This is a genomic window from Phenylobacterium sp. RIFCSPHIGHO2_01_FULL_69_31, from assembly GCF_001824475.1.
Taxonomy (GTDB): Bacteria; Pseudomonadota; Alphaproteobacteria; order Caulobacterales; family Caulobacteraceae; genus Phenylobacterium.
In genome coordinates this window covers 168,196-193,997 of sequence record NZ_MHXN01000003.1, presented here as the reverse complement: position 1 = coordinate 193,997, position 25,802 = coordinate 168,196, and the positions used below count along the sequence as shown (strand labels likewise).

The following is a 25,802-nucleotide window of genomic DNA, read 5'->3' as shown; positions in this document are numbered from 1 at the left end:
GCGATCAGCGGAATTTCCGGGCGGTCAGCGGCACCGCCATGGTGCTCTTCTGGGCCGACAGGGTGACGATGGAGCGGACGTCGACGACGCCTGGAAGCTTCAGCAGAACCGAGAAGATGAAGTCCTGGTACCAGGTCACGTCCGGGGCCAGGATCTTCATCATGGCGTCCATCTCGCCGAAGACCGTCCAGCATTCCAGGATCTCGGGGATGCTGTTGATCGCCTTGTAGAAGTTGGCCCGCTCCTCTTCGGTCAGCGTGGTCATCTTCACCTGGGCGAAGATCTGCATCTTGAAGCCAACCAACTCGTGGTCGACGATCGCGACGACGGCCTTGATGTAGCCCTCCTCGCGCAGGCGCTGGATCCGTCGCCAGCAGGGCGACTGGGACAGCCCCACCCGCTCGGCCAGTTCGCCGGTGGAAAGCGAAGCGTCGCGCTGCATCAGATCCAGGATCTTGATGTCGATCGCGTCGAGCGCGGCGGGCATAACTTCATCCTTGCGGCGGGCCATGTGCGCATAGCGGATGCGTAAAGCGCCGCTGTCAAGGAACGGGTGGGTCGCGGAAACGGCGGCGCCCGATTTTCGGACGGCTGCATTGGCCATTCGTCGCCGGCGGGGCGGCTGCATTATCAATGTGTGTCGAACGGACAAAGGTTCTAAGAACGAAAAGAAAAACCGGCGCTGCGAACCTACCGTTTCCGAAAGGCAGGAGTTCGGTCGGGGATACGCGGGAAACGCGGCGCCGGCTCAGGCTTCGGACCTGGGGGATCAGAGATGAACGGCAATACCATCCGCGGACGTATGTTGGCCTCGACCGTGCTCGGCGGGCTTGTGCTGATGGGGGCCGCACCGGCCTTCGCGCAGGCCGAGGGCGCCAGCGAGATCGGCGAAATCGTCGTCACCGGTTCGCGCATCAAGCGCGCCGAGACGACCACCGAAGCGCCGGTGTCGGTGCTGACGGCGCAGGCGATCACGGACCGCGGCTTCATCCAGGCCGGCCAGGCGCTCAACGAGCTGACCGCCAACATGCCCCAGTTCGCCCAGGCCTCCGGCAGCGGATCGGCCGCGGGCAATGCCCAGCAGTTTCCGAACCTGTTCGGCCTCGGCGCCGGTCGTACCTTGACCCTGGTGAACGGCCGCCGGTTCGTGACCTCCTCCTCGGGCCTTTCGGTCGCGAACCCGGGTGTGATCGGGGACCGGGCCGTCGACACCAACGTCATCCCCACCGGCCTGATCTCCCGGATCGACGTGGTGCAGGCGGGCGGTGCGGCGGTCTATGGCTCGGACGCTATCGCCGGCGTCGTGAACTACATCCTTCGGGACGATTTCACGGGCCTGGAGCTCGACGCCCAGTACGGCATCTCCTCGCGCGACGACTATCCGACCCAGAGCCTGCGGGCCACGGCGGGCCGCAACTTCCTCGATGACCGCGCCAATGTCGCCGTCAATCTTGAGTGGTCGAAGACCCGGCCGCTGTTCGACTACGACCGCCCGCGTTCGAACCTGGGCCGGGTGACGATCTCGAACCCGCTGAACCGCACCAACTCCGACGGCATTCCTGCGGTCACCGAGAACCTGAACACCCGCTTCGTCAGCTTCAACGCCAACGGCGTGCTGTTCTCGCCGGGCCCGCCGTTCGCCAGCTCGATCTACAAGGTCAATGGCGTGCCGCAACAGTTCGACGCCACGGGTACGTCGCTGATCCCGTACAGCGTCGGCAATCTGCTCAACAACAACGTGCCGCCTTTCACCAGCGGCGGCGACGGCAACCCGTACCAGGAACTGGCCGCCCTCGTGACCGGCGTCGAGCGCTGGAGCGGCACGGTCGTCGGGCACTACGACATCACCGACCGGATCAAGCTGTCTGGCGAGCTCCTGTATGCCCGCGTCGAAGGCCGCGACCCCTATGGCAACCAGGCCAGCAACACCGTGCTGAACAACGCCGCCAGCGGCGCGGGGGCGATCTCGGTCTCCCGGACCAATCCCTACCTCTCGCCGGCGGTCACCGCGATCCTCGGTCCGGCCGGCGCGCCGCTCACGCTGTCGAAGTGGTGGACCGACCTGCTGCCGACGCGCGAGCAGGCCTATCAGACCGATACGGTTCGGGCCCTGGTGGCCCTGGACGGCGACTTCGACGTCGGCGATCGCAATTTCTACTGGAGCCTGTCGTTCAGCCACGCCGAGACCGACGGCGAGACACGCGGGTATCAAGTCTATACCCAGCGCTTCAACAACGCGATCAACGCGGTGCGGAACAGCGCCGGCCAGATCGTGTGCGCCATCAACGCCGACGGCACGACAGCCAACGACGATCCCGCGTGCGCGCCGATCAATCCGTTCGGCGTGGGCAACGTGAGCCAGGACGCCCGCCTCTACGCCACGACTGAGGTCGGCCAGGACTATCTGAACACCCAGGACGACCTGCTGGCGACGTTCGGCGGCGACCTCTTCGCCCTGCCGGCCGGCAAGGTGAAATTCAGCGCGGCCTACGAGCACCGCGAAGAAAAGGCCAAATTCGTGCCGCTGGCCGCCAACCAGCGCGGCCTCGTCGGCTCGCAGGTGCCGACCGCGGCGACGCGCGGCAAGTACAACACGGACGAGCTGTCCGGCGAGCTGCTGGTGCCGGTGCTGGGCGGAGACTTCTCGCTGCCCTTCGCCCGCACGGTCGAGCTCAACGGCGCCTACCGCTATGTCGATAACTCGATCGCGGGCAAGGAAGACGTCTGGGGCGTCGGCGGGCGATGGGAGGTCGTGGAAGGGTTCACCCTGCGCGCCTCGCGCAGCCGCAACTTCCGCGCGCCGACTCTCGACCAGCTGTTCGCGCCGTCCCGGACGGTGCTCGCCAACTCCGGCAACGACCCATGCGACGCCGACCGGATCGCGTCGGGCCCTGCGCCGGCCACGCGTCTCGCCAATTGCCAGGCGCTGTTCGCCGCCAATCCGGGGTACGGCCCCCTGGCGACCTTCCAGGACCAGTCGGAGAACTTCTCGCGCGCGCTCGTCACCTCGGGGGGCAACGCCGAGCTCAAGAACGAGATCTCGAAGACCTGGACCTACGGCTTCGTGTTCCAGCCCACCTTCGTGCCGGGTCTGACCATCGTGGCGGACCGGGTCGAGGTGGACCTGAAGAACGGGCTGTCGCCCTTCACGCCGGCGAGCTTCATGGCCACCTGCTATGATCTGGCGGAGCAGCCGGCCGACATCTGCGGCACCTTCACCCGCGACGCCCAGGGCAACATCGCTACCGCGCGGTCGACGACCTTCAACGCGGGGCGGATGAGGTTCCGCGGCGAGGTCTACAACATCAACTACACCTTCCCAGTCGGGCGCTACTTCGGCGATCGGGACCTGGGTGAGCTGGAGCTGAACCTCGAGGCCACGCGGATCGAGAAGTTCGAAATCTCGGTGACCGGGGTCGACCTCACCCGGGTGGACAACACCGCGGCGACCACCGACTTCGGTCCGTCGCCGGACCTCTCGGCCCGCTTCGACGCCCGCTGGCGGGGCGGCCCGCTGCGGGTGAACTATTCGATCAACTACATGTCGCCGGTGAAGCTCACCTACACCTCGACGATCGAAAACGTTCCGACCCCGACGGTGAAGGAAAACCTGCGGCAGAACGTGTCGGCGTCCTACGACATCGGGAACTACACCATCCGCGGCGGGGTCACGAATATCACCGACGAGGAGCCGTCGTTCCCGACTCGGAACTACGGAGACATCCTCGGGCGCCAGTACTACGTGGGCCTGCGCGCCCGCTTCTAGTCCACCGCGAGCCAGCGTAACGGGTCGCGTGAGCGCGGCGGTGGTCCCCACATCGCCGCCGCGCTCCAGTCATCTAAGGTTCGGCCGCGGGGAGACCGACTGATGCGTTTCATCGATCGGGACGAGGTCCGCGAGCGGCTCACCTACGAGCTCTGCATCCCGCTGGTCCGCCAGGCGATGATCGCCTTCTCCCGCGGGGAGACGCGCCAGCACCTGCGTTCGATCCTGCCGCTCAGCGAGGGGCGGATGTTCGGGATCATGCCGGGGGCGCTGGGCGAGCACGCCATGTTCGGCGCCAAGCTGATCAGCGTCTTCCACGGCAATTTCGCCAAGGGGATCCAGTCGCACCAGGGCGTGGTCGTACTGTTCGACGGCGAGACCGGCGCCCCGGTCTGCATCGCACATGCGGGCGAGATCACCGCGATCCGCACAGCAGCAGCCAGCGCCGTCGCCACTGACGCACTGGCTCGGCCGGACGCGGCGCGCATGGCGATCCTGGGCTATGGGGAGCAGGCCGGAACCCACGCGCGGGCGATCTCCAAGGTCCGCAAGCTAGAAGCGATCACCGTCTGGGGCCGCGATCCTGCCAAGGCCAAGGCGTTCGCCAAGGCGACGGAGTCCGAACTGGGCGTGCCCGTGTTCGCCGCCCCCAGCGTGCGCCAGGCCGTGGCGGGCGTGGATATCGTCACCGCAGTCTCTGGCGCGCGGGAGCCGATCCTGGAAGGCGCTTGGGTCGCCCCGGGGACGCACGTGAATCTGGTGGGCTCCAGCGGCCCGGGGCCGACGGAGGCGGATCACGACCTGGTCGTCCGCTCGCGCTTCATCGCCGACAGCCGCGAGGGCGTCCTCGCCCAGGGTGCGGAGTTCCTCTACGCGAAGGCCGCCGGCCTGATCGACGACAGCCACGTGGTGGGCGAGATCGGCCAGGTGCTGGCGGGCGACCTGGAAGGCCGCCAGTCGCGCGAGCAGATCACCGTCTACAAATCGCTGGGCCACGTGGTCCAGGACCTCGCCGCCGCCAAGGCCCTGTACGAGAGCAAGTGATGCCGCGCCTCCTGTTCGCCCTGGCCGCCGCCGCTGTCGCCACGGCCGCCGCCGCGGAGACCGCGCCGGAGTTTGGGGTGCTCCTGGCGCCCGGGCCGATGGACCGCGCGACTGGCAAGGGCTTCGTCGACGTGACCCTGACCATACCCCAGGCGGACGCTGCCGCCGGCGCGCCGCTGCTCACCCTGCCAGTCGTGATCGCCAACACCGACACCGTCGCCAACACCCTGACCGGGCTTAGGGTGACCGATGCCCTGGGCGAGGTCCCGCTGACGGCCAAGGACGACCCCGTGGCCATCGCTTATGCCCGCCACTGGATGGCGAAGCGCGCCGTGAAGGGCGACCTGACCGTCCGCTACCGCGCGCCTGTGGACAACACGCCGCCGGCTCGCGGCTCAGGCCCACCCTACAGCCTGCGGACCGAGGGCGGCGGGGTCTCGGGCGTAGGCAACACCTTCATCCTGCTGCCCGAGGGCGGGAAGCCGTGTCGCATCTCGCTGCGCTGGGACCTGAAGGCGCTGGGCCCCAAGGCCTCGGCCATGTCCAGTCTGGGGGAGGGCGACGTGCGCCTGGCCGCCGGCCCGGTGGAACGGCTGCACCGCACGCTGTTCATGGCGGGCGAGATGCGGCGCGTGCCCGAACAGGTGAAGCCGACCGGCTTTTCCGCCGCGTGGCTCGGCGACCCGCCCTTCGACCCGCGGCCCCTGATGGGCTGGGCCGAGCGCCTGCACGGTTGGATGAGCGGCTTCTTCCAGGACCCGTCCGAGCCGCCCTACCGGGTGGTCCTGCGTTACAACCCGATCAACGCCGGCGGCGGCGCGGCCCTCAGCAACTCGTTCCTCCTGACCTGGGGCGAGACGGCCAAGGACCCGGAGGGCCTGAAGGGCACCCTGGCGCACGAGATGATCCACACCTGGACCGCCTCCGGCCTCGGCGGCCAGTGGTACGGCGAAGGCATCGCTGTGCACTACCAGGCGCTGCTGCCCCTGCGGGCCGGCATGCTCACCCCGGACCAGTACCTGGAAGACATCAACGACACTGCGCGGCGCTATTACACCAACGCCCTGAACGACACGCCGGACGCTGAGATCGCCGCCCGCTTCTGGGAAGACACACGCATCCGCACGCTGCCCTACGACCGGGGCGCCATGTACTTCGCGGTGCTGGACGAGAAGATCCGGAAGGCCAGCGGCGGCAAGCGCTCGCTGGACGACCTGATCCGCGAGATGGTGCGGCGGCGCGCGGCGGGCGAGACCGTGCCCGAGGCCGGCTGGCTGGACCTCCTGGCCAAGGACCTGGGCGACGAGGGCCGGCGCATCCACGCCGACATGCTGGCCGGCAAGCTGATGCTGCCCGGCAGCGAGGCCTTCGGCCCCTGCTTCATCCGCACGACGGGCCGCTTCCGCCGCTTCGATCTGGGATTCGAGCCCAAGTCCCTCGTCGGCGACGTGAAGACCATCCGCGGCCTGAAGCCGGACTCCGAGGCGGCGAAGGCGGGCCTGAAGGACGGGGACGTCGTCACCTATTCGGTGGCCATGGACAGTGTGCAGGGCGACCAGTCCCGCCTCTTGACCCTGAACGTGACCCGCGAGGGAAAGACCTTCCCGATCACCTACCTGCCGCGCGGCGAGGTCGTGGACGCCTGGCAGTGGGCTCGCGCGCCGGGCGTGCCCGACGATCGCTGCGTCAACTAAGCGGGACGCCCGCCGGTCACCCAGGCGCGGATGTCGTCGGTGAAGGCCTTGTGCGACGGGACGTGGGTGTAGGCCATGTGCCCGCCGACATACTGGCGCTGGAAGACCCGGTCGCGCGGCCAGTTGCTGCGGGTGACGAGGTAGCGCGCCGGGCCCACGGTGGTGGTGAGGTCATAGATGCCGGTGCCGATCATCAACCGGAAATCGGGATTGGCCTTGAAGGCCGGGTCGATGCGGCTGGGATAGTCGTAGTCCAGGAACGGACCGCCCGGCCCCAGGGTGCCGCCCCAGGTCCAGGTGTGGGTGTCGGGGGCGTAGGGCCGGTAGTCGCCGACCGGCCAAGTGACACCCAGGTTCCGCGACAGGTGCTCGCGCATCATCGGCGTGATCGGCTCGATCGTGGCCATGAACGGATCGGCGCCCCGCTCGCCGGGCTTGGCGGCCGGCCCCACGTAGCGGGCATCGTACATGCCCAGCACCTGGCCCTCGGCCTTCAGCAGCTCGCGCAGGAAGGCGATCTTGGTGATGGCGAGGTCGTTGGCCAGATAGTAGTCCGCGCCGATGCCGGTCATGGCCTGTAGCCGCTCAGCCACACGCCGACGTTTGGCCTCCGGCAGGTCGTAGCCCTGCAGCAGGGCCTGAAGGTACTCGCCCATCCCCCAGGCGTAGGACCGGTCGACCACCGCCTCCATCGACTGGCCTTTCCAGGCCGGCGCCTTGCCGTGATAGGCGGCGATCGCACAGAGGGCGGGCAGGTTGGTGGCGTAGGCCAGCGCGTTCTTCGCCCGCTGGCTGGTCTCGATCATGTTCACGGCCTGGCCGAACAGGAACAGCCCGGCCAGCGGCATGACCGGCGCGAGCTGGCCCGCCATGAAGGCGGCCCGCTGGGTGCCGTAGCTTTCGCCCAGAACGTACTTGGGCGAGGCCTCGCGGCCGTTGGCGCGGATCCAGGCGACGATGAAGTCCGACACCGACTGGCTGTCGCCGCCGATGGAATAGAAATAGTCACGCTTGCCGCCGGGCAGGATGCGCGAGAAGCCCGTCTCGGCCGGGTCGATGAAGACGAGGTCGGCGACGTCCAGCACGGTGAGCGGGTTGTCGGACATGGACGCGGGCAAGGGGGGCGCCTTGGGGTCCTGGGCGACGGCGATCCGCTTCGGGCCCAGCGCCACCATGTGCAGGGTGGCGGAGGAGCTGGAGGGGCCGCCGTTGAAGGCGAACAGCACGGGGCGCCTGGCCGGATCGCCACCGGCCTTCATGTAGGACGTGCAGACGAACCGGACGGTCGGCTGGCCGTCGGCGCCGTTCAGCACGGTCTCGCCGACCGTCGCGACATAGTCGACTTTCAGGCCGTTAAAGACACCGGAGTGGCGGGTGACGAACGGGACGCTTTCCGCTGCGTGGGCGAGGCCGGCGGCCAGGGGCAGGAGGGCGCCGGCGCCCAGCAGGGCGCGCTTGGTGATCTCGGTCATCCGTCTCTCCTGACCCGGCCAGGATCGAAGGCTATCGTGGGTACGCCGGATTTTCCTTTCGTTCTGCCGCCACCTGCGAAAACCGGCGGCATAGGCTATGTGACCGTGCGCGAGCGTCTGCATTGAAGTTGTCGCGGCGCCGGCGGTCGGCCCGCACTTCGAATAGAAAATCCCGGCCTCGGAGGTACGATGATCCCATCGTCCAGGGGTGCTTCATGCCGCCAAGAACCGCCGCCGCCGTCGGCGTCCTCCTGTCCCTGTGTCTGTCGGGATCGGCCCTGGCCGAGACCTTCCGGTACGTGGTCATGGCCAATGGCGAGAAGGTCGGCCACCTGGTCGCCGAGGTCCAGGGGCGCAGCACCTCCGTCGACTATGCGGTGAGCAACAACGGCCGCGGCCCCAAGGCCCGCGAGAAGATCGAGGCGGACGCCGCGGGCATCCCCGTGACCTGGACCATCGAGGGCGAGTCCCTGTTCGGAAGCCCGGTGCAGGAGCGCTACTCCTGGCTAGCGGGTCAGGCCGAGTGGGTGAGCCAGGCGGACAGGGGACAGATCCCCGCGGCCAAGCCCTTGCTCTATATCGGCAACGACGTGAGCCCATGGATGCTGAGCGTCTACGTCAAGGCGCTGCTGAAGGCGCCGGACAGGTCCCTGCCGGTGGCGCCGTCCGGTCGGCTGCGCCTGACCGAGGTGCGCAAGATCACCCTAGGCGAAGGCAAGGCCGCGGTCCCGCTGACCGTCTACGAGCTGACGGGGATCGATCTCAATCCGACCTACGTCCTAGTCGACCGCAAGGGGGAACTGTTCGCCTCCGGCGGCTTGATCCGCGAAGGCTACGAGGCCCAGGTCCCAGTCCTGGAAAAGATGCACCGGGAGATCGCCCTGGCCCGCGCCGAAGCGGCGCAGGCGAAGCTGGCGCACAGGTTCGATGGGCCGGTCCGCATCCGCAACGTGCGCATCTTCGACCCTGTCTCCATGACGGTCAGCGGCCTGTCGACGGTGGTGGTCTATGGCGACCGCATCGCCACGGTGGGCGCGAACGATGCGGCGGGTCCGGCGCCTGCCGGCGAAACCGTGATCGACGGGCAGGGCGGCACGCTGCTGCCCGGCCTGCACGATATGCACTCGCACACCAGCCTGTCGTCCAACCTCTTCAACCTGGCGGCCGGCGTCACCGCCACCCGCGACCAGGGCAACGACAACGAAGACCTGCTGGCCATACTGGAGGGCCTTCGCACCGGACGCCTCGCCGGGCCGCGCGTCGTCCGCAATGGCTTCCTGGAGGGCCGCAGCCCCTATTCGGCCCGCCTGGGCTTCGTGGTCGACAGCCTGGACGAGGCGCTGACCAAGGTCCGCTGGTACGCCGATCGCGGCTATTGGCAGGTCAAGCTCTACAACAGCTTCAACCCGGACTGGGTCGCGCCCGTCGCCGCCGAGGCGAACCGGCTGGGGCTGGGCGTTACGGGCCACGTGCCGGCCTTCTCGTCCCCCGACCGGGTGATGCGCGACGGCTACGACGATATCGCTCACATCAATCAACTGATGCTGGGCTGGATCCTCGACCCCAAGGAAGACACCCGCACGCCGTTGCGGCTTACGGGCATGGCGCGGGGCAAGGACCTGGACCTCAACTCGCCGCGCGTGCAGGCCACCGTCGCGCTCATGAAGGAGAAGGGGGTCGCGCTGGACACCACGGCCATGATCCTGGAGCGGCTGATGCTCTCGCGCTCGGGGCAGGTACAGGCGGGCGATGCACCCTATCTCGACCATGTGCCGATCGGCTACCAGCGCTATCGCAAGCGCAACTTCGTGACCATCACGACGCCCCAGGACGACGCCGACTACCAGGCCGGTTTCCGCAAGGTGCTGGAGACGCTGAAGATGCTGGACGACCGCGGGATCCAGCTTCTGCCCGGCACCGACGACGGGACGGGGTTCTCCAGCCAGCGCGAACTGGAAGTGTACGTCATGGCCGGCATCCCGGCCGGCAAGGCCTTGCGCTTGTCCACGCTGGACGCCGAGACATACTTCGGCCGCGACAGCCAGCTGGGCTCCATCGAGCGCGGGAAGCTGGCGGACTTCATCCTGGTGGACGGCGATCCCGTCGCCGACATCTCCAAGATCCGCAATGTGCGCATGACCATGGTCGGCGGGGTCGCCTACTACCCGGCCGAGATCTATGAGCACCTGGCGATCCGGCCCTTTGCGCCGCCGCCGCCCGTGACGCCGGCCCGCTAAGGATGGGGATGCGCAAGCTCGCCTTCGCCGCCGGCGCCCTGCTGGCCTTGGCCGCGCCCGCGGCCGCCCAGACCTTCGACGCGACCCTGAAGCCGGTGCGCGACGCCGCCGGCGAAGTGGCCGCCATCGAGGTCCGCTCGACCCTCACCGACATGCCGGCCGACGCAGGGCCGTTCTCGCTGGCCGCGCCGGTCGTGTACGCCGCCCTGCGCGGGGTGGCCGACCGGGTGACGAACCTCCAGGTCCGCGACAGCCAGGGCCTCGTGCCGCTGACCGCGAAAGACGATCCGCCCGCGCCGGGCGGCTTTCCCTACTTCCGGCACTGGAAGGCGGATCGGCCGGTGAGCTATCCGGTGACGGTCACCTATGCGTCCCAGGTCCAGCCTGCGGGCTCGCCGGGCGGCCCGCCCTTCGGCATCCGTCCTGCCGGCGGGGGCGTGTCCGGCGCCGGCTCGGGTTTTCTGGTGATCCCAGAGCATGTGAAGGGCGGGACTTCGACGGTCCGCTGGGACCTCTCCGGCTTCGCGGCCGGCGCCGCGGGGATCACCTCCTTCGGCGAAGGCCAATTCACCGTCCAGGGGCCGCCGTCGCGCCTGATGCAAGGCTGGTACATGGCCGGCCCGCTGAACCGCTACCCGACGGCCGGCGACGCTGACGGCTACAGCGGCGCCTGGCTGGGCAAGGCGCCGTTCGACGTCGAGCGGGAGATGGCTTGGGCCGCCGAGGTCTACGCTCACCTGGACCGGTCGTTCGGCTACCTGCCGTCGCCGCGCTACCGCGTTTTCATGCGCTTCCTGGACACCCCGCCGTTTGGCGGCGCCACGGCGCTCACCCAGTCGTTCATGCTGTCACGCAGCTCCGGGCCCTTGGATCCGAAGGCGGAAGGACCGCGCCGGACCCTGGTGCATGAGATGACCCACCAATGGACCGGGGGCATCGAGGCGCCGCAGGGCGTATCGAGCTGGTTCTCCGAGGGGCTGACCACCTTCTACACCGCGCTGCTGCCCATGCGCGGCGGGTTCACCTCCATCGAGGCCTACGGCGAAGAGATCAACGAGATGGCCGCCGGCTACTGGGGGAGCCCGGCCCGCGACTGGTCGGCGGACCGGATCGCCCACGCCGGGTTCGGCGACGAGAGCATCCGGCACGTCCCCTACAATCGCTCCAGCCTCTATTTCGCCAGCCTGGACGCGCGGATCCGCGCGAAGTCGGGCGGCAAGCGCAAGCTGGACGACATGCTGAAGCCGATGTTCGTGAGTCGCCAGCAGGGCGTCCGCTTCGACCACGCGGTCTGGAAGGTGATGCTCGCCCGGGAGCTCGGGCCGAAGGCGGTGACGGAATGGGAGAGCGTGATCCTGGGTGGCGAGATGTTCATCCCCGAGAGCAACGCCTTCGGCCCCTGTTTCCGGCGGACGCCGAAGACCTATACCGTCGCGGACAAGCCGGTGGAGGGGTACGCCTGGGTGCGTGTTCCGTCCGTGCCGGACGCGACCTGCCGCACGTGGTGACGGAGCCCGAATGACCGACCAGCTCCGCCACGGAGTCCGCCTGATCGACCTGGTCATGCTGGGCGCCGGCACCGCCATCGGCGCCTCGATCTTCTCGGTCCTCGGGCCGGCCGCCCAGGTGGGCCATGAGGGGATCCTAGTGGCCTGCGTGCTCGCCGCGCTGCCCATGGTGCTGTTCGGCCTCGTGTACGCCTACATGGCCTCGGCCGTGCCCCGCACCGCCGCGTCGTTCGAGTGGCAGCGGCAGTTCACCCATCCGCTCATCGCGTTCGGGATCGTGTGGCTGCGGATCCTGTCCAACGCGGTGGTGATGATCGTGCTGGGCACGGTGCTGGTCAGCTACCTGGGACGGGTGATCGCGGTTCCGGCCAAGCCGGTGATGTTCGGCCTGTTCCTCGCCGTCTTCGCGCTCAACTACCTGGGCGTCGCCATCGCGGCGCGGGCGCAGACGGTGATGATGCTGCTGCTGCTGGCGGTGTTCGCCGTGTTCGTGATCGCCGGGGCGCCGTCGCTGAAACCGCAACTGGTCCAGCAGTCCCTGTCGGTGGGCTGGGTTCCGATCCTGGCGGCCCTGCCGCTGATGATCCAGCTGTTCCTCGGCATCGAAACCACGACGGAGGTGGGCGAGGAGGTGGCCGATCCCAAGCGTGTGGTGCCGCTGGGCCTGGCGTTGGCGTTGGCGCTGACGGTGGTGGTGTACCTGGCCATTGCGTTCACGGCCCTCAGCCTGGTGGGCGCCGACGCCCTGGCCGCCAGCGACGCGCCGCTGCTCACGGCGGCCGAGGCCGCGCTGGGGGGCTGGGCGATGCCGCTGATCGTCACCGCCGCGGTCCTGGCCCTGCTGAAGTCGATGAACGCCGTGTTCCTGGTCTTCGCCCGCTTCCTCTACGCCATGGGACGAGCGGGCGTGCTGCCGGCGCCGCTGGGCCGCATCCATCCGCGCTTCGGCACGCCGCACGTGGCCACGGTCGTGGCCTTCATCGCGTGCTGCCTGGGCCTGTTCCTGCCGTCGAGCCTGTTGTTCCTGCTGCTGGCGGTGAACATCCCGACGATGATGAAGTACCTGGGCTCGTGCCTCGCCGCCTACAACGTCGCGGCGCGGCATCCGGAGGTCCACGCCCAGGCGCGCTTGCGCCTTGGCCGCGGCACGGTGCGCGTGCTGGCCGGGCTGGGCATGGCAGCCGCGGTGGTCATCGCCAGCCTGGGCTTCGGGACGGACTGGAAGCCCTATGCCCTGCTGGCCGGCTGGCTGGCCCTGGGCCTGGCTTACTACGCCTTCGTGTCGCGCAAGACGGCGTCGTAGGCCGCGGCGAATGGGCCGATCGTCTCGGCGCGCAGGCCGGCGATGTTGATGCGGCCGTTGCCCGTCATATAGACGGCGTGGTCGCGCCGCAGGGCCTCCACCTGGGCCGCCGAGAGCGCCAGCATCGAGAACATGCCGCGCTGGCTGCGGATCGGCTCAAAGCGCGGGTCGGCGTCGGCCAGCATCTCGCGCACCGCCTGCAGGCGGGCCCGCTGACCTTCCAGCTCGCCGCGCCACAGCGCCGTCAGGGCCTCGTCCTCCAGGATCACCCGCACCGCGGCCGCGCCATGGTCCGGCGGCATCGACCAGGCGCAGCGGGCGATCTTCAGGATGTTGGTGCGCACGACCTCGGCGTGGGCCCGGGCCCGGACGAAGAGCGCGCCCGTCCGCTCGCGATAGAGGCCGAAGTTCTTGTCGCAGGAGTAGGCCACCATGGCGTTGTCCACGGCCTCGAGGACCAGGCGAAGGCCGGCGGCGTCCTCGTCCAGCCCGACGCCCAGGCCTTGGTAGGCCAGGTCGATCAGGGGCGTCAGGCCGCGTTCCAGGATCACCTCGGTCAGGGCGCGCCACTGGTCGAGGTCGGGGTCGGCGCCGCTGGGGTTGTGGCAGCAGCCGTGCAGCAGGACCACATCGCCGGCCTGGGCGCCCTTGAGCGCCGCCAGGGTCTCGTCAAACGTCAGCGCCTGGGTCTGCGGGTCGAAGTGGCGGAAGGAGATCACTTCCAGGCCCGCCTCGGCGAAGATCGGTGCGTGGATCGGCCAAGACGGCGCGCCCAGCCACACGCGAGCGCCGGGCCGCCCGGCGTGCGCCAGCTCGGCGGCCAGCCGGAGGGCACCCGTGCCCCCGGGCGTCTGGACGCCGAACAAGTCCGCCGCCGCGCCTCGGCCGAAGATGATCGGCGACAGGCGCTCCAGATAGCCGAAGTCGCCCTCCGGCCCCAGGTAGGCCTTGGTCTCCTGGGTCTCCAGCAGGCGGGCCTCGGCGGCCTTCATGGCCGCGAACACCGGGGTGTGGCCGTTCGCGTCGCGATAGACGCCGACACCGACGTCGATCTTCGCAGGGCGGGGGTCCTCGCGGAACATCTTGCTGACCGCCAGCACGGCATCGGGCGGCTGGGGCAGGAGGCCGTCGAAGAGAACGCCGGCGGCGGCGGCGCGGGCGGGCGCGGTGTGGGTGCTGCTCATGCGCCCAATCTACCCGCTGCGGTCCGCATAAGATTCCCGATTTGCGCGCCCACGCGCTGGGTCGCGGATTCGGAATCCAAAAGCGCGGCGTTCCGGGGAAGAACGTTCCTCGCCCCTCGTGCCTGGCCTTGACCCAGCGCAAGGCGCGCGCGGTCGCCTTCGGCTTTCATGGCCATCGAAGGAGGCGCCGATGGCCACGCACCCTGAAGCCGACATTCAAGACATCCTGGCGCTCGGCCAGGACATGACGCTCGCCAGCCTGCTGCCCGACGGGGCGCCGCATGCGAGCACCGTCAGCTACGCCAGCGAGGGCCTGCGCATCTATTTCGGCTGTTCGCCGGCCTCGCAGAAGGCGCAGAACCTCGCACGCGACGACCGGGTAGCGATCACCATCACCCTGCCGTACCGCGACTGGGGCGAGATCCGCGGCCTGACGCTGCAGGGACGCGCCCGCCGCCTGCCGCCCGGCGCCGAGGCCGATCGCGCCGGCCTGCTGTTTCTGCAGAAGTTCAGCGAGATCGCCCAGTACGTCTCCACCGATGGCGGTGATGAGCTGGCCCTGTTCGAGGTGACGCCCACGAACGTTGCGGTGCTCGACTATCGGCAGGGCTTCGGCCACGTGACGCGCACGCGCCTCGGCGCGACGGCGGAGGCGTAAGGGCGATGGCGAAACATCCCCGGCCCGGGCTGGCGCTGTTCGGACTGGTCTGCCTGCTCGCCGGGTTGGCCGGGGTCGCGGGGCTCATGGTGGCCGTCTACGGCGCCTCCGACGCCTGCACCGCCTGGGCGATGAAGCTGGGCCTCGCCGGCAGCCTCCTCGCCTCGGCGTTCGCCCAGGTTCTGGTGCTGCTGGGCGGCTGGTCGCTGTGGCGGGCGCTCCACGGACCGCCCACCGCTTCGACCTAAGAGGCCAAGCCCCATTGCAACATGCGTCGGCGTGCCAGACGGCGCCGCACGGGTTAAGCAGGCGCCGTGGCAGAGGATCGCAACGCCTGGGCGCTCGCCCGCCTCGAATTGGGCTCCGCCAGGCGGGTGCTCGAAATCGGCTTCGGCCCAGGGCGGGCGCTGCGGGCGCTGCTGGAGCGGCATCCTGCGCTGGAGGTGTGCGGCGTGGACCGATCCGAGGTCGCCGTGCGGCGGGCGGAGAGGTGGCGCGCGGCGCTCCCGTCTGCCGCAAAGCTGCACCTGTCCCAGGGGCCGCTCGAGGAACTGTCCCCCGCGCTCGGCCGCTTCGACCGGATCCTGGCGATCAATGTGAACGCCTACTGGCTCCGACCGGACACCGCGTTCCCGCCAACGCTCGCCTGCCTCGCCCCGGGCGGCTTCTTCCTTGCGGCGTTCGATCCGCCCTCGGCGAGGCGAGGCGAGGAGATCGCGGCGGCCCTCAAGGCGGGCGTGTCGAGCTTTGCCGGAATGTCGTTCGCGGTCGAACGCGAGGCGGGCGCCGGGATGACGGCGGTCCGCGTGCGTAGGTCGGCGGACTGACGCCTCAGGCCGCGCTTTCGAGGCGCGGCGGCGTCTCGGCGAGCTGACGACCCACCGCGCGGACCTGCTGCCGCAGCCATTTGGACGCCGGGTCGGAATGCGCGCGAGAGGGGTGAAAAACGAACTCGTCGAACGTGCCTGGGTCGAGCGGCGTCGGCAGGATCTCGAGCCGCAGCGGGCCGGAGAGGGCCTGGGCCAAGCGCCCCGGGACAACGGCCACGACATCGCTGCGCGACACCATGTGCAGGGCCTGCAGGTAGGTTGGCGCCGTTACGGCGATCGTTCGGCGAACGCCCTCGTCGCGCAGCCAGGTGTCGACGGGGTCTTCCGTCTGTCCGTGCCCGGCGACACCCACATGACGCGCTTGCAGGAAACCAGGGAGCTCATCCAGCGCATTGCGGCCTGGATGGCCTAGGCGGACGGCCAGGACGTCGGTGTCGCTGAACAGCCGCTCGCGGTGGAAGCCCGCAAAGTCGTCGCCGACGCAGGCCACGATCAGATCGAGGCCCTGGGCGGCAGGGCTGGCCATGAACGCGCGGCCCCGCCACGGCCTCACATCCAGCGCAACGCTGGGCGCGGCAGCCGCAAGCCGGCTCGCGAGGGGCGGAAGCAGGATGTCGAACACATGGTCGGGGACCATCATCTCGAAGCGGCGGTCACTCGTTTGCGGGTCGAAAGCAGACGGCTCGAGCAGGCCGCGAACCTGTTCCAGGGCCTCGGCCAACGGCTGCTTCAGGGCCAGGGCCCGCGGCGTCAGCTCCATGGTTCCGCCCGCGCGAACGAGAAGCGGGTCGCCGATCAACAGCCGCAGCCGTCGCAGGATATGGCTCATCGCCGGCTGCGACAGGCGCATACGGACCGCGGCGCGACTGACGCTGCCCTCCGCCAGCAGGGCGTCGAGGGCCACGAGCAGATTGAGGTCCACCGCCGCCAGGTTCATCCCGGCGCTAATCCCCGCCGTTCGGAGCGGGCGCAAAGAGGTCGGAAATCTTCGTAGCCTCGACCACGCGCGCCGACGTCCGCAGCCTGCGCAAGGGCGCCACGCGGGCCCGGAAGTCGGCCATGTGCGCGGTCTTGAAATGGGCGTCCAGGGCCGCGCGGTCGGACCATAGTTCGGAGAGGCGCAGCCGCCCCGGTTCGTCGAGGTCCAGGGCGATGGCGTACTCCAGGCATCCCGGCTCCCGCCGGGTGTCCTGCGCCAGCTGCGTCAAAGCCGCGGCCGCCTGCTGCGCGTCCGCAGGCGCGAAGTCCAGCTCGGCCAGGACGACGATCAAGCGGAGGTCTCCGCGAACACGCCGACGGCCTCGACCTCCACCAGCCATTCCGGCCTCACCAGCCGGCTGACGAACACGAACGTGCTTGCCGGAGGCCGTTCGATGTCGACGTAGCGGTCGCGAACCTCCGAGACGTGCCGCAGCAGGGCCGGATCGACGGACCCGACGCAAAAGTAGTTGAGCTTGACGATGTCGCGGCAGGAGCCGCCGGCCGCCCGCGCCGCCAGGTCGAGGTTGGCGAAGACCCGCTCCAGCTGGGCTTTGAAGTCGCCGGGTCCGACGAGGGCGCCCGCAGGATCCAGCGGAACCTGCCCGGCGAAATAGACGACGTCCCCGGTCTTGATGCGCGCGAACTGCGAATAGCCGCGGGTGGGGTGCATGGAGGCGGGGCGCGCGAGTTGAACGTCCGCGGACATAGGCTGGCTCTCTGCTGCGAGGGGAAGCGCAGCCATGGCCCCCGCAGCGCCGACCATCGCCGCTCGACGGCTGATCTGGCCGCGGTCAATCGGAGATGAGGTCATCGCGAGCGCCCTTGCTGCAAACACGCCCGATGTTCGGGCTGCGCGGCGCCCGAGACAAATTCGAGGATTGCATGATGCGCATTCGCGCGGCGATTGCCGAGGCGCGATCTAGTCCGGCGTGTGGCAGCAGACGCAAAGCTTGTTGCCGTCTGGGTCGCGAACGTAAGCGCCGTAGTAGTTGGGGTGGTATTCGGGCCGCAGGCCCGGCGCTCCGTCATCGGTCGCGCCATGGGCCAGGGCGGTGGCGTGGAAGTCGTCGACGGCCTGGCGGGACGGCGCCAGCAGGGCGACCATCTGTCCATTCCCTGGTGCGGCGGGCTCGCCGTCGTACGGCGCGCCGATGAGGAACAGGGGGCGATCCTGCCCCGCCGGCTTCCACCCCGCCCAGGGGCGCTCCGGGCCGACGAACGCCGGACGCCAGCCCAGCGCCGCCAGCACGGCGGCGTAGAACGCCAGCGCCCGGTCGAAGTCGCGGATTCCGATATGCACGTGCGACAGCATTGGCGTCTCCGAACTCCCGGCGCCTAGGCCGGCGCCGCCGCCCAGAGCTTCAGCGCCTCCTCCGCGACGAGGTCCGGGCGCTCCTCGGTGAAGAACAGTTTAGCGCCTTCGACCAGCCGCACGCCCCGCGACCCCGGCAGGGCGCGATCCAGCCATACAGCCCATTCCGCCGCGAAGTGAATATCCCCCGTGCCCCAGAGCATCCGCGCAGGAAGGGTCAGGGCGCGCAACCGGGCCTCGATGGCGGGCAGGGGATTGGGCTCGAACGCGACGCCGTAGGCCTGGAACTGCCGCCGGCGCTCGGGCGAGGCGAGGAGGGGCGGGAAGTAGGCCTGCATGGCGTCCGCGGTCAGGTTCGCGGGGTCGGTGTAGCAGATGCCGCCAAGACCCTCGGGCGAGGCGGCGAACCCCGGCTCGCTCAGGTGGCCTTCGATCATGACGGCGAGCTCACCCGTTGCGGCGGCGTCGAGCGCCGGGCGCAGGGCCTCCGGTGGGCTGTTGGTATGCACGTCGCCATTAGTGAGCAGGAGGCTGCGCACCCGTCCCGGATGGCGCACGGCGAGCAGCTGCGCCACGCCGGTCCCACTGTCGTTGGCGACCACGTCCGCCTGCGCGACGCCCAGGGCGTCCATGACCTGGGCGATCATCTCGGCCTGCGCGCCGGGCGAGAGGTCGGCGCCGGGGGCGGCCGCGCTATGGCCGAGGCCCAGGAAGTCGGGCGCGATGCAGCGCCGGACGCCGGCCAGCCGATGCATCGCGCCGCGCCAATGAAAGCCGTTCAGCGGCCACCCGTGGAGGAAGATGGCAGCGGGGCCCTTGCCCTGCTCGACATAGGCGATACGTCCCGCGGCGGTCTCGACGAAGCGCCGGGCGCGAGCGAAGGCGCGGAGATTCATCTCCGCTGATGCCCCGGCGACACCGGGCGTGGCGGCGGATGCGGCCAGGGCGGCCTTCAGAAGATGGCGGCGATTCACTAGTGTCGGCTCCGGAAACAAGCGCTGGGGCGCGAGCGATAGGCGAGCGCGGCGTTCGTTTCCAAACGGGTAGGAACGTGACCGAAGCCGTGGCGGCGGAAGAGCTCTACGACCGGGCGTTCTTCGAACGCGCCAGCGAGTGCTCGGTCGAGGCTTGGCTCGCCTTCCTGGGGCACAGGTGGAACGCCCTGGTCCTCTATCACCTGGCCCAGGGTCCCAAGCGGTTCGGCGGCCTGGCCACCTGCCTGCCGACCGTCACGGCGAAGGTCCTCGGCGAGCGTCTGGCCGCCTTGGAGCGCCGCGGACTGGTGATGCGCCAAGGGCCCGAGCGGACGGCGGCCTATGCCCTGACGCCGGCCGGGCGGGACCTGATGCCGATCCTGAATGCGCTGGAAGTCTGGTCCCGCCCGCTGACGCCGACGGCTGCGTGATCGACGCTGCGGCCGCTCAAGGCGCGCGGCCCGCCGCGGGCCGGTAGGCGTGAAGCTCGCCCCGAATGGTCGGCACATAGACCATGCCGTCGGGTCCCATAGTGGTGCCGACGGTGAACAACGGCTGGCCAGGCAGGCGCTCGCGATCGAGCTCGCGTCCGGTGTGGGTGTCCACGACGAGGAGGTCGTTCGCGCGCTCGCCGGCGTCGATCACGGCATAGGCCAAGCCGCCCTTCGCCTGGGTCGGCACGCCGCGGTTCACCTGCGCCTCGTTGCGCCAGAGCAGCCGCGCCTTCGCCCCCTCATCCTTGATCGCCATCAGCACGCCGCGGCCCCCGCCGGAGGGCATGACGACCCCGTCCGGTGAGGACGAGGGGCTGCCGCCAGACTCGTGGCCGATGGGGTAGCTCCAGATCGGCTTGCCCGTGGCGGCGTCGAGGGCGTGGAGCGAGCCCTCGTTGTCGGTCAGGTACAGCCTGTCCCCATCAGGCGACAGGTCGGGACTTGAGGCGCTGCCGCCCGGCAGGGTGTCGTTGGTCCAGAGCGGGCGCAGGCGGACGTCGCCCTCCTCGACGATCTGCATGGCGCGGATCCCGGAGACCGGGGCGCCCGGCGCCCAGAAGGTGAAGTAGATCCGCCCCCGGCGCAGGTCGATCGCCGGGGTGTTCGCGCTTGGGCATTCGGGCAGCCCGCGCATGCAGGCCCGCGCGCCCTGACTGGGGTCGAAGGTCGCGCCGGGGATCAGCGCCAGCGTCGGCATCGCCGCCTTCCCGGTTCCGCGGTCCAGGACATGGACGTAGCCGACGTGGGTAATGAAGATCAGGCGCCCGCCGGGCGTGAACTGGGCGGAAAGGGGAATGCCCTGGATCGGCGTCTCCCACAGGTGGGCGCCGTCGGCCGAGAAGGCGTGCATGGCCCGGCCATCGGCGATGAACACCCGCCCCTGATCGTCCAGCAGCGGCGACGAACTCACCGCCAGCCGGTCGAGCTTGTCCGAGCACCAGAGGGTTTCGCCGGTCCGCGCCGCCAGCACGTGGAGGTGGCAGCCCTCGCCCGAGTTGGTCACATAGACCCGGCCGGCGGCATCCGTGGTCGCCCCGAGATTGATCATGCCGCCGAGCTTGCGGCTCCAGGCCAGGGTCAGGTCCCTGGCGCCATCGACCGGCGCGTAGTCCGAATTCGCAGCGTCCGCGTGCGCGGCGGCCCAGCCCGCGCCATAGGGCGGCGCACCGGCGGCTGGTCCGGCCCCGCCGAAGAGGGCCGCGGCGGCGAGCAACCCCGCCGCGCCGCGCTCGGCCCACGAACTCCATCGACCGTTCGCCACGTCCGCCTCTCCTGGTTCAGGGGTGGCCAAAATCCTCAGGCGCGGCGGCTCCGGTCAAGGTCGGGAGCCGGCTTGTTACCCTTCGTCACGGACCGGCGCCTGGCGGTTACAGAGGCCGTGAGGAGGCTTACGTGTCGAAATCCGGATCGGCGTCGGGCTGGAGGGCGGCGAGATCCTCGGGCGTGTTGGCATTGGCGAAGGGGTCGCCTTCGGGACCTGCATCCCAATCCACCGACGTCATGCCGCAGTCGGCGGCAAAGCCTCGCAGCGACGCGCCGGTCGCCAGGTAGGCGGGCAGGCGGCCGGCGCAGTCGGTTCGCCAGAGGGCGCAGGTCGGATGCAACCGCCCGAGGCTGCTGGCCACCGCCGCGCCAGCCCCCCCCAGCGCCGCCTCCAGGCGCTCCAGAAGATCGTCCGGCAGCCGCGGCGCATCGCAGGCCAGGGTCAGGACGCGCGGGGCGTTCACGCTGGCGGCAAAAGCAAAGGCCGAGGCGAGACCGGCCGCCGGGCCGGGGATCGCGGGATCGTCCAGGATAGCCGGCGCGTCGAGCTCGCGGGGGAGCTGATCCCTGGTCCGCACCGCGACGGCCACGATGGGCGACCAGCGTCGGGCGCGGGCGATGGCGTGGCCCACGAGGGTGGTCTGGCCGAATGGCCGCAGCGGCTTGCCGCCCCCCATGCGACGTCCCTCGCCGCCCGCCAGGACAACCACGGCTACCGGAGCCTTCACCGCGTGCGTCCGGGAGCGCGCCGCCGGCGCGGGCTCACGACGGGCGCGGGGTCCTTCGCCAGCGGGCCGTAGAGCAGGCGCTGGGCGGAGCGCGGGCCGTCCACGGTGGTCTCCAGGTCCCGCAGCAGGCCGTCCTCGATGGCGTAGATCCAGCCGTGGATCGCCAGCGGCTGGCCGCGTCGCCAGGCGTCCTGCACGAAGGGGTTGCCGGCCAGGTTCGCGACCTGGGCGAGGACGTTGCGCTCGCAGACGTCGTTCACGCGCGCGTCGAAATCGACGATGGTCTCCAGGGCCTCGGCGTGCCGGCAGCACATCGCCCGCACCGGGTGCAGCCAATGGTCGATCAGCCCGTGGCGCTCTCCGGACAGGGCGGCGCGCACGCCGCCGCATCCATAGTGGCCGCAGACGATGACGTGACGCACCTTCAGCACCTCCAGGGCGAACTGCAGGACCGACAGGAAATTGGCGTCCTGCGGCGGGGCCAGGTTGGCCACGTTGCGGTGGACGAAGAGCTCGCCCGGGTCCAGCCCCACGATCTCGTTGGCCGGAACGCGGCTGTCCGAACACCCGACCCACAGATACTCGGGCGACTGCTGGCTGGCGAGGCGCCGGAAGTACTCGGGGTCCACCCGCGCGCGCGTCGCGGCCCAGCGGATGTTGTTGTCGAACAGGCTCTCGATCACCGGTGCGTCGACTCCAGCACGATGCCGCGGCGCGCCGCGAGCCGCCGGCTCATGCTTTCCAGATCCTGCGGTGACAGCCGTAGCCGCGCGATCGGCAGAATGACGGCGTTCTCCAGCGCCAGGTGACGCAGTTCCTGGGTCGCGAAGCCCTGCAGCACCTTGCGTGATGCGGGATCCATGCCCGGCGCCGCCTGCTTGGCCAGACAATCCTCGAGGCAGTCGCGGACCTGCTGCGCCGCCAGCGCGTCGGCCTTGTGTTCGGCCGACAGCATGCCCAGCGCCTGCTCGACCTCGTCTTCCGGCAGCACCCGCCGGCGCAGGAGCGGGAACAGGTCCTGTTCCTCGTCGATGATGTGCAGCGGCAGGTCGTTGCGCAGGAACTCCACGAGCCGGGTGATCCGCTCGCCGTCGAAGACGTGAGCCACCGCCACCTCGTTCATGAGGCGGCAGAATTGCCGGTGGCGGAAATGCTCGGCGAAGAACCAGTCGAGCGGCTCGGCCATGAGCTCCCGGGGGATGTCTTCGATCTCATCGTGGATCAGCAGCGTTGTCATGGGCGGGCCTCCTTGGCCCGGAAGCGTCAGTAGCGGTACTCCAGCGTCATCCAGACCTTGGTGCGGTCGGCGAAGCCGGGACGGGCGCCGTCGAAGAGGGCGGCTTTCACTTCGGCGCTCAGGGCCTTGGTCAGGGGCGCCCCGACCAGAAGGTCCAGCTCACGGCCATAGCGCCGCGAGCCGTCGTCGTCCGTGAAGTCGTGGGCGGCCACCTGGAGCTTCAGCGGCGTTGCGTTGCGCCCGACGGGCACGGTGGCGCCGGCGCGGAGGTTCAGGTCGCGCACCCCGGCAGGCGGGGTCGTCAGGAAGACATCGGCCCATCCCTGAAACGCATGCAGCGTCGCCAGCGGCGTCTGAAAGCCGCGCCGGCCGTCCCCATCGAGGCGCTCGTAGCCGAGGCTGGCCCAGCGGGTCTTGCTCTTGAGGCCCGCGCCCAGGGCGAGGTAGCCGAGTTCGAAGTCGGTGGGGCTATTGGCGTAGTCCGTCTGGCGGGCCGCCTCGATCTCATAGGTCAGGGCCAGCCCGGCGTGCAGTGGCCGCGAGCCCGCAAGCCTCGCGCCCCAAGTGGCCGACGACTGGGCGGGCGCGTTGCCGAAGTCGAGCAGATAGCCATAGGCGCTGGCCTGGCCCGCGCCCGTCTTCGCTTCGGCCTGCATCAGGTGACTGTCGCCGTCCCATTCGCCCTGGGCGCTGTGGTCGCCGAAGATCCGGTGCACGCGGTCGACGTAGGCGTAGGTGAGGGTCACGTCCTTAGTCGGTCGGAAGGCGGCCTTCGCGGCGTCGAAGGTCTGCTCGTTCTGGCGGAAGCCGACGTTCCCCACGAAGCGCGCGGCGCCCAGGATGATCCGCTGGCGGCCCACGACGACATCGCCCTGCGCGCCGCTCCATGAGACCTGCGCCCGATTGAGCTCCGTCTCCTTCGGATCGGTGACGACTGGATAGCGAACCTTGCCGTTGACCGTGCTGTTGTAGCTGTCGTCCAGGACGGCGACGTTCTCGCCCTCGACCAGGGCCTTGAAGCCGTTCCAGGCGGGCGTCTCGTAGCCCAGCCGCGTGCGCAGCGTCAGGGCGTGGGCGTCCTTCCCGAACCCGTCCTGGTCCACCGTCTCGGATCGCAGGCGCATCTCCAGGATGACCTTGCCGGTCGACGGGCCGGCGGCCGCCAGGCCCGGGACCAGCAGGGTGGCGGCGAAGGCCCCGAGGGCCAGGGCGCAGGATCTACGACGCACTAGCTGGCCCTGCGGATAAGGGTGAAGGCCTGTTTCGCCGGGACCAGCTTCGAACGCAGGACGGCGGCGAGGCAGGCCAGGGCCGGATCCTCGGCGTCACGGGCGGCGGAGATCAGGTTGGTCCACCGCTCGTCGTTGGCGTCGGCCACGAACTCCGCCATCGCCGCACGGGCGTAGCCCTGGGCCGTCTCGCCCTCCGCGTCGGCCGCTGTCGCCAGCCGCTGGCCCAGGTCGGGATCGACCGCGGCCAGCCAGGGAACCAGCCGCTCCGCAACGCCGCCGTCGCCGAGGAAATCCCCCAGGGTGGCGGAGCCCTCGCGCACGCCGCCATCGGGGGTCAAGGTGAGGGCGACCCCCTGGCGACGGGCCTCGGCCGTCAGGTCCGCCACATAGCGGGTGGCGGCCGCGGTCCAGGCCCGGCTTTCGAGGTGGAGGCGGATGCGCTCAACGACCAACTCGAAGGGCAACTGCCGCCCGTCGATCCGGCGGTCGAGGCGCAGGACGTGCCAGCCGAAGCGCGACCGGACGGGCGTGGCCGCGACCTGTCCGGCGGAAAGACCCGCCAGAACGCGCTCGACCTCCGGAACCAGGTCGCCCGGGCCGAGCTGACCCAGCGACCCGCCGGTGGCGCCCGACGGACAATCGGAGTGCTGGCGGGCGAGATCGGCGAAGGCGGCCTGGCCGTCGGTCATCGCGTGGATGAGGGCCGCTGCGGCGTCGTGCGCTGCATGGATTGCGGCGTGGTCTTCGCCGCGGGGCTCGACCAGGATGTGGGACGCCTCGCTCAGCGCGGGCGTGCGGAAGCGGTGCGGCGCGGCGTCGTAAACCCGCCGGCACTCCGCGTCGCTGGGCCCGGCGACGTCGACCTCCGCGTCGAGCAGTTCGCGGATCAACGCCTCCTCCAGGGTCTCCTCGCGGCCCTGGGCGTCGAACTCCGGAGTGGGATCGAGGCCGAGTTCGCGGGCGCGGTGCAGCAGGAGCGCCCGGATCGCGAGGGCGTGACCCGCGGCGGCCCGCGCGTCGGCGGCCGAGGCGCCGGGGTGGTTCTGGACTTCCTGCGCAAGCAGGGCTTCGGGGATCTCGACCCCGTCGACGACGAGCGTGCGCATGCTATTCGGCCGCCTTCAGCGGAACGGTGTCGGCGGCCAGGCGGGCGACCTGCTGCTGGGCGTAGGTGGGCGCCAGGGCCTCGGCCCGGCGGGGCAGGACGCGCCGGGTGCGGACCAGCTGCCAGCCTCGGCGATTGAGATACCAGACCGGGGCCGAGAGCATGTGGACCAGGCGGGTGAACGGGAACACCAGCAGGATGGTCATGCCCAGCGCCAGGTGGGCCTTGAACACCCAGTGCACGTCGGCGACATGCTCGGCCACGCCGGGGCGGAAGGTGAAGACCCCCTGCGCCCAGTTCATGAACTTGACCATCTCGTGGCCGTCGCGGTGCTGCAGCGACAGCGGGATCGTCGAAAGGCCCAGGATCAGCTGGACCATCAGGATCACCAGGATCGCGGTGTCGCCGAAGCTCGAATTGTTGCGGATGCGCGGGTCGAGCAGCCGGCGGTGCAGCAACAGGGCGCCCCCGGCAAGGGCGAACGCGCCGGCTACACCGCCCGCAACGATGGCCAACATCTGCTTGGCGCCATGGCTGACGCCCAGGGTGTCCCAGACCACGATCGGCGTGAGCAGGCCGACGAAGTGGCCAGCGAAGATCATCAGTACGCCCAGGTGGAACAGGATCGAGCCCATGACGAGCTGCTTGCGGCGAAGCAGCTGCGAGGAGCCCGTCCGCCAGGTGTAGGGCTCCCGGTCGAAGCGGATCACCGAGCCCAGGGCCAGGACGGCGAGGGCGACGTACGGATAGACGCCGAAGACGATCTGATTGAGGTCCATG

General features: G+C 70.0%; 25 protein-coding genes. 10 read left to right on the top strand and 15 right to left on the bottom strand.

Annotated elements, in window-relative coordinates:
• Positions 1-4 precede the first annotated feature (4 nt).
• Positions 5-487 (bottom strand): Lrp/AsnC family transcriptional regulator, encoded by a 483-nt coding sequence (locus A2790_RS01140; RefSeq protein WP_068876012.1) that lies wholly within the window; start codon positions 485-487, stop codon positions 5-7.
• 288 nt (positions 488-775) lie between these two features.
• Here A2790_RS01140 and A2790_RS01135 point away from each other — a divergent pair, with 288 nt between their 5' ends.
• From A2790_RS01135 to A2790_RS01125, 3 genes are all read left to right on the top strand, one after another.
• On the top strand, positions 776-3,766 hold the full coding sequence (locus A2790_RS01135) for a TonB-dependent receptor (protein ID WP_293386872.1): 2,991 nt from the start codon (positions 776-778) through the stop codon (positions 3,764-3,766).
• A gap of 102 nt (positions 3,767-3,868) precedes the next feature.
• Positions 3,869-4,810, top strand: coding sequence for an ornithine cyclodeaminase family protein (locus tag A2790_RS01130; RefSeq protein ID WP_293386871.1), 942 nt, complete (start codon positions 3,869-3,871; stop codon positions 4,808-4,810).
• Positions 4,810-6,504 carry a hypothetical protein gene (locus A2790_RS01125; RefSeq protein ID WP_293386870.1) on the top strand — a complete coding sequence of 565 codons (1,695 nt, stop codon included), beginning with the start codon at positions 4,810-4,812 and terminating at the stop codon, positions 6,502-6,504. The genes A2790_RS01130 and A2790_RS01125 overlap by 1 nt, the downstream gene beginning before the upstream one ends.
• Here A2790_RS01125 and A2790_RS01120 read toward each other — a convergent pair.
• Positions 6,501-7,976: a hypothetical protein gene (locus A2790_RS01120; RefSeq protein WP_293386869.1), complete on the bottom strand. Its 1,476-nt coding sequence runs from the start codon at positions 7,974-7,976 to the stop codon at positions 6,501-6,503. The genes A2790_RS01125 and A2790_RS01120 overlap by 4 nt on opposite strands.
• Before the next feature lie 215 nt (positions 7,977-8,191).
• Between A2790_RS01120 and A2790_RS01115 the strand changes: the two genes are divergently transcribed.
• Genes A2790_RS01115 through A2790_RS01105 form a run of 3 tightly spaced genes read left to right on the top strand, consistent with a single transcriptional unit; the run spans position 8,192 to position 13,024 of the window.
• Positions 8,192-10,213 (top strand): amidohydrolase family protein, encoded by a 2,022-nt coding sequence (locus A2790_RS01115; protein ID WP_293386868.1) that lies wholly within the window; start codon positions 8,192-8,194, stop codon positions 10,211-10,213.
• Between the two features lie 8 nt (positions 10,214-10,221).
• Positions 10,222-11,721: a hypothetical protein gene (locus A2790_RS01110; RefSeq protein WP_293386867.1), complete on the top strand. Its 1,500-nt coding sequence runs from the start codon at positions 10,222-10,224 to the stop codon at positions 11,719-11,721.
• Between the two features lie 10 nt (positions 11,722-11,731).
• Positions 11,732-13,024 carry an amino acid permease gene (locus A2790_RS01105; protein WP_293386866.1) on the top strand — a complete coding sequence of 431 codons (1,293 nt, stop codon included), beginning with the start codon at positions 11,732-11,734 and terminating at the stop codon, positions 13,022-13,024.
• On the opposite strand, the gene A2790_RS01100 is transcribed toward A2790_RS01105, so the two are convergent.
• Entirely contained in the window at positions 12,991-14,208 is a 1,218-nt protein-coding gene (locus A2790_RS01100; RefSeq protein ID WP_293386865.1) for an amino acid aminotransferase, read from the bottom strand. The two genes, A2790_RS01105 and A2790_RS01100, sit on opposite strands and share 34 nt — an antisense overlap.
• A 190-nt stretch (positions 14,209-14,398) precedes the next feature.
• On the opposite strand from A2790_RS01100, the gene A2790_RS01095 reads away from it, so the two are divergent.
• From A2790_RS01095 to A2790_RS01085, 3 genes are all read left to right on the top strand, one after another.
• Positions 14,399-14,866, top strand: a complete 468-nt coding sequence (locus A2790_RS01095; RefSeq protein ID WP_293386864.1) for a pyridoxamine 5'-phosphate oxidase family protein — start codon at positions 14,399-14,401, stop codon at positions 14,864-14,866.
• Between the two features lie 5 nt (positions 14,867-14,871).
• Positions 14,872-15,114 carry a hypothetical protein gene (locus tag A2790_RS01090; protein WP_293386863.1) on the top strand — a complete coding sequence of 81 codons (243 nt, stop codon included), beginning with the start codon at positions 14,872-14,874 and terminating at the stop codon, positions 15,112-15,114.
• Positions 15,115-15,180: 66 nt separating this feature from the next.
• Positions 15,181-15,693: a class I SAM-dependent methyltransferase gene (locus tag A2790_RS01085; RefSeq protein WP_293386862.1), complete on the top strand. Its 513-nt coding sequence runs from the start codon at positions 15,181-15,183 to the stop codon at positions 15,691-15,693.
• A 4-nt stretch (positions 15,694-15,697) separates the two neighbouring features.
• Here A2790_RS01085 and A2790_RS01080 read toward each other — a convergent pair whose 3' ends face one another.
• The 5 genes from A2790_RS01080 to A2790_RS01060 form a co-directional block, all read right to left on the bottom strand.
• Positions 15,698-16,633, bottom strand: coding sequence for a LysR family transcriptional regulator (locus A2790_RS01080; RefSeq protein WP_293386861.1), 936 nt, complete (start codon positions 16,631-16,633; stop codon positions 15,698-15,700).
• Between the two features lie 7 nt (positions 16,634-16,640).
• The gene (locus A2790_RS01075; RefSeq protein WP_293386860.1) at positions 16,641-16,967 is read right to left on the bottom strand and encodes a putative quinol monooxygenase; all 327 of its coding nucleotides are present in this window, start codon (positions 16,965-16,967) and stop codon (positions 16,641-16,643) included.
• On the bottom strand, positions 16,964-17,383 hold the full coding sequence (locus tag A2790_RS01070) for a RidA family protein (protein ID WP_293386859.1): 420 nt from the start codon (positions 17,381-17,383) through the stop codon (positions 16,964-16,966). Before A2790_RS01070 ends, A2790_RS01075 begins: the two co-directional genes overlap by 4 nt.
• A gap of 213 nt (positions 17,384-17,596) precedes the next feature.
• Positions 17,597-17,989 carry a VOC family protein gene (locus tag A2790_RS01065; RefSeq protein WP_293386858.1) on the bottom strand — a complete coding sequence of 131 codons (393 nt, stop codon included), beginning with the start codon at positions 17,987-17,989 and terminating at the stop codon, positions 17,597-17,599.
• 23 nt (positions 17,990-18,012) lie between these two features.
• A complete protein-coding gene (locus A2790_RS01060; RefSeq protein WP_293386857.1) occupies positions 18,013-18,963 on the bottom strand; it encodes an alpha/beta hydrolase in 951 nt (316 codons plus the stop codon).
• Between the two features lie 77 nt (positions 18,964-19,040).
• On the opposite strand from A2790_RS01060, the gene A2790_RS01055 reads away from it, so the two are divergent.
• Positions 19,041-19,394 (top strand): helix-turn-helix domain-containing protein, encoded by a 354-nt coding sequence (locus tag A2790_RS01055; protein ID WP_293386856.1) that lies wholly within the window; start codon positions 19,041-19,043, stop codon positions 19,392-19,394.
• Between the two features lie 16 nt (positions 19,395-19,410).
• Here the strand turns inward: A2790_RS01055 and A2790_RS01050 are convergent, their stop codons facing one another.
• The 7 genes from A2790_RS01050 to narI form a co-directional block, all read right to left on the bottom strand.
• On the bottom strand, positions 19,411-20,718 hold the full coding sequence (locus A2790_RS01050) for a PQQ-binding-like beta-propeller repeat protein (protein WP_293386855.1): 1,308 nt from the start codon (positions 20,716-20,718) through the stop codon (positions 19,411-19,413).
• Positions 20,719-20,845: 127 nt separating this feature from the next.
• On the bottom strand, positions 20,846-21,448 hold the full coding sequence (locus A2790_RS01045; RefSeq protein ID WP_293386854.1) for an NTP transferase domain-containing protein: 603 nt from the start codon (positions 21,446-21,448) through the stop codon (positions 20,846-20,848).
• The gene (locus A2790_RS01040) at positions 21,445-22,131 is read right to left on the bottom strand and encodes a carbonic anhydrase (RefSeq protein WP_293386853.1); all 687 of its coding nucleotides are present in this window, start codon (positions 22,129-22,131) and stop codon (positions 21,445-21,447) included. The genes A2790_RS01045 and A2790_RS01040 overlap by 4 nt, the downstream gene beginning before the upstream one ends.
• Complete coding sequence (locus A2790_RS01035; RefSeq protein ID WP_293386852.1) at positions 22,128-22,685, bottom strand: hemerythrin domain-containing protein; 558 nt, start codon at positions 22,683-22,685, stop codon at positions 22,128-22,130. The genes A2790_RS01040 and A2790_RS01035 overlap by 4 nt, the downstream gene beginning before the upstream one ends.
• Before the next feature lie 26 nt (positions 22,686-22,711).
• Positions 22,712-23,914 (bottom strand): hypothetical protein, encoded by a 1,203-nt coding sequence (locus tag A2790_RS01030; protein WP_293386851.1) that lies wholly within the window; start codon positions 23,912-23,914, stop codon positions 22,712-22,714.
• On the bottom strand, positions 23,914-25,023 hold the full coding sequence (locus A2790_RS01025; protein ID WP_293386850.1) for a peptidylprolyl isomerase: 1,110 nt from the start codon (positions 25,021-25,023) through the stop codon (positions 23,914-23,916). The genes A2790_RS01030 and A2790_RS01025 overlap by 1 nt, the downstream gene beginning before the upstream one ends.
• Before the next feature lies 1 nt (position 25,024).
• On the bottom strand, positions 25,025-25,801 hold the full coding sequence (narI, locus tag A2790_RS01020; protein ID WP_293386849.1) for a respiratory nitrate reductase subunit gamma: 777 nt from the start codon (positions 25,799-25,801) through the stop codon (positions 25,025-25,027).
• Between the last annotated feature and the right edge of the window lies 1 nt (position 25,802).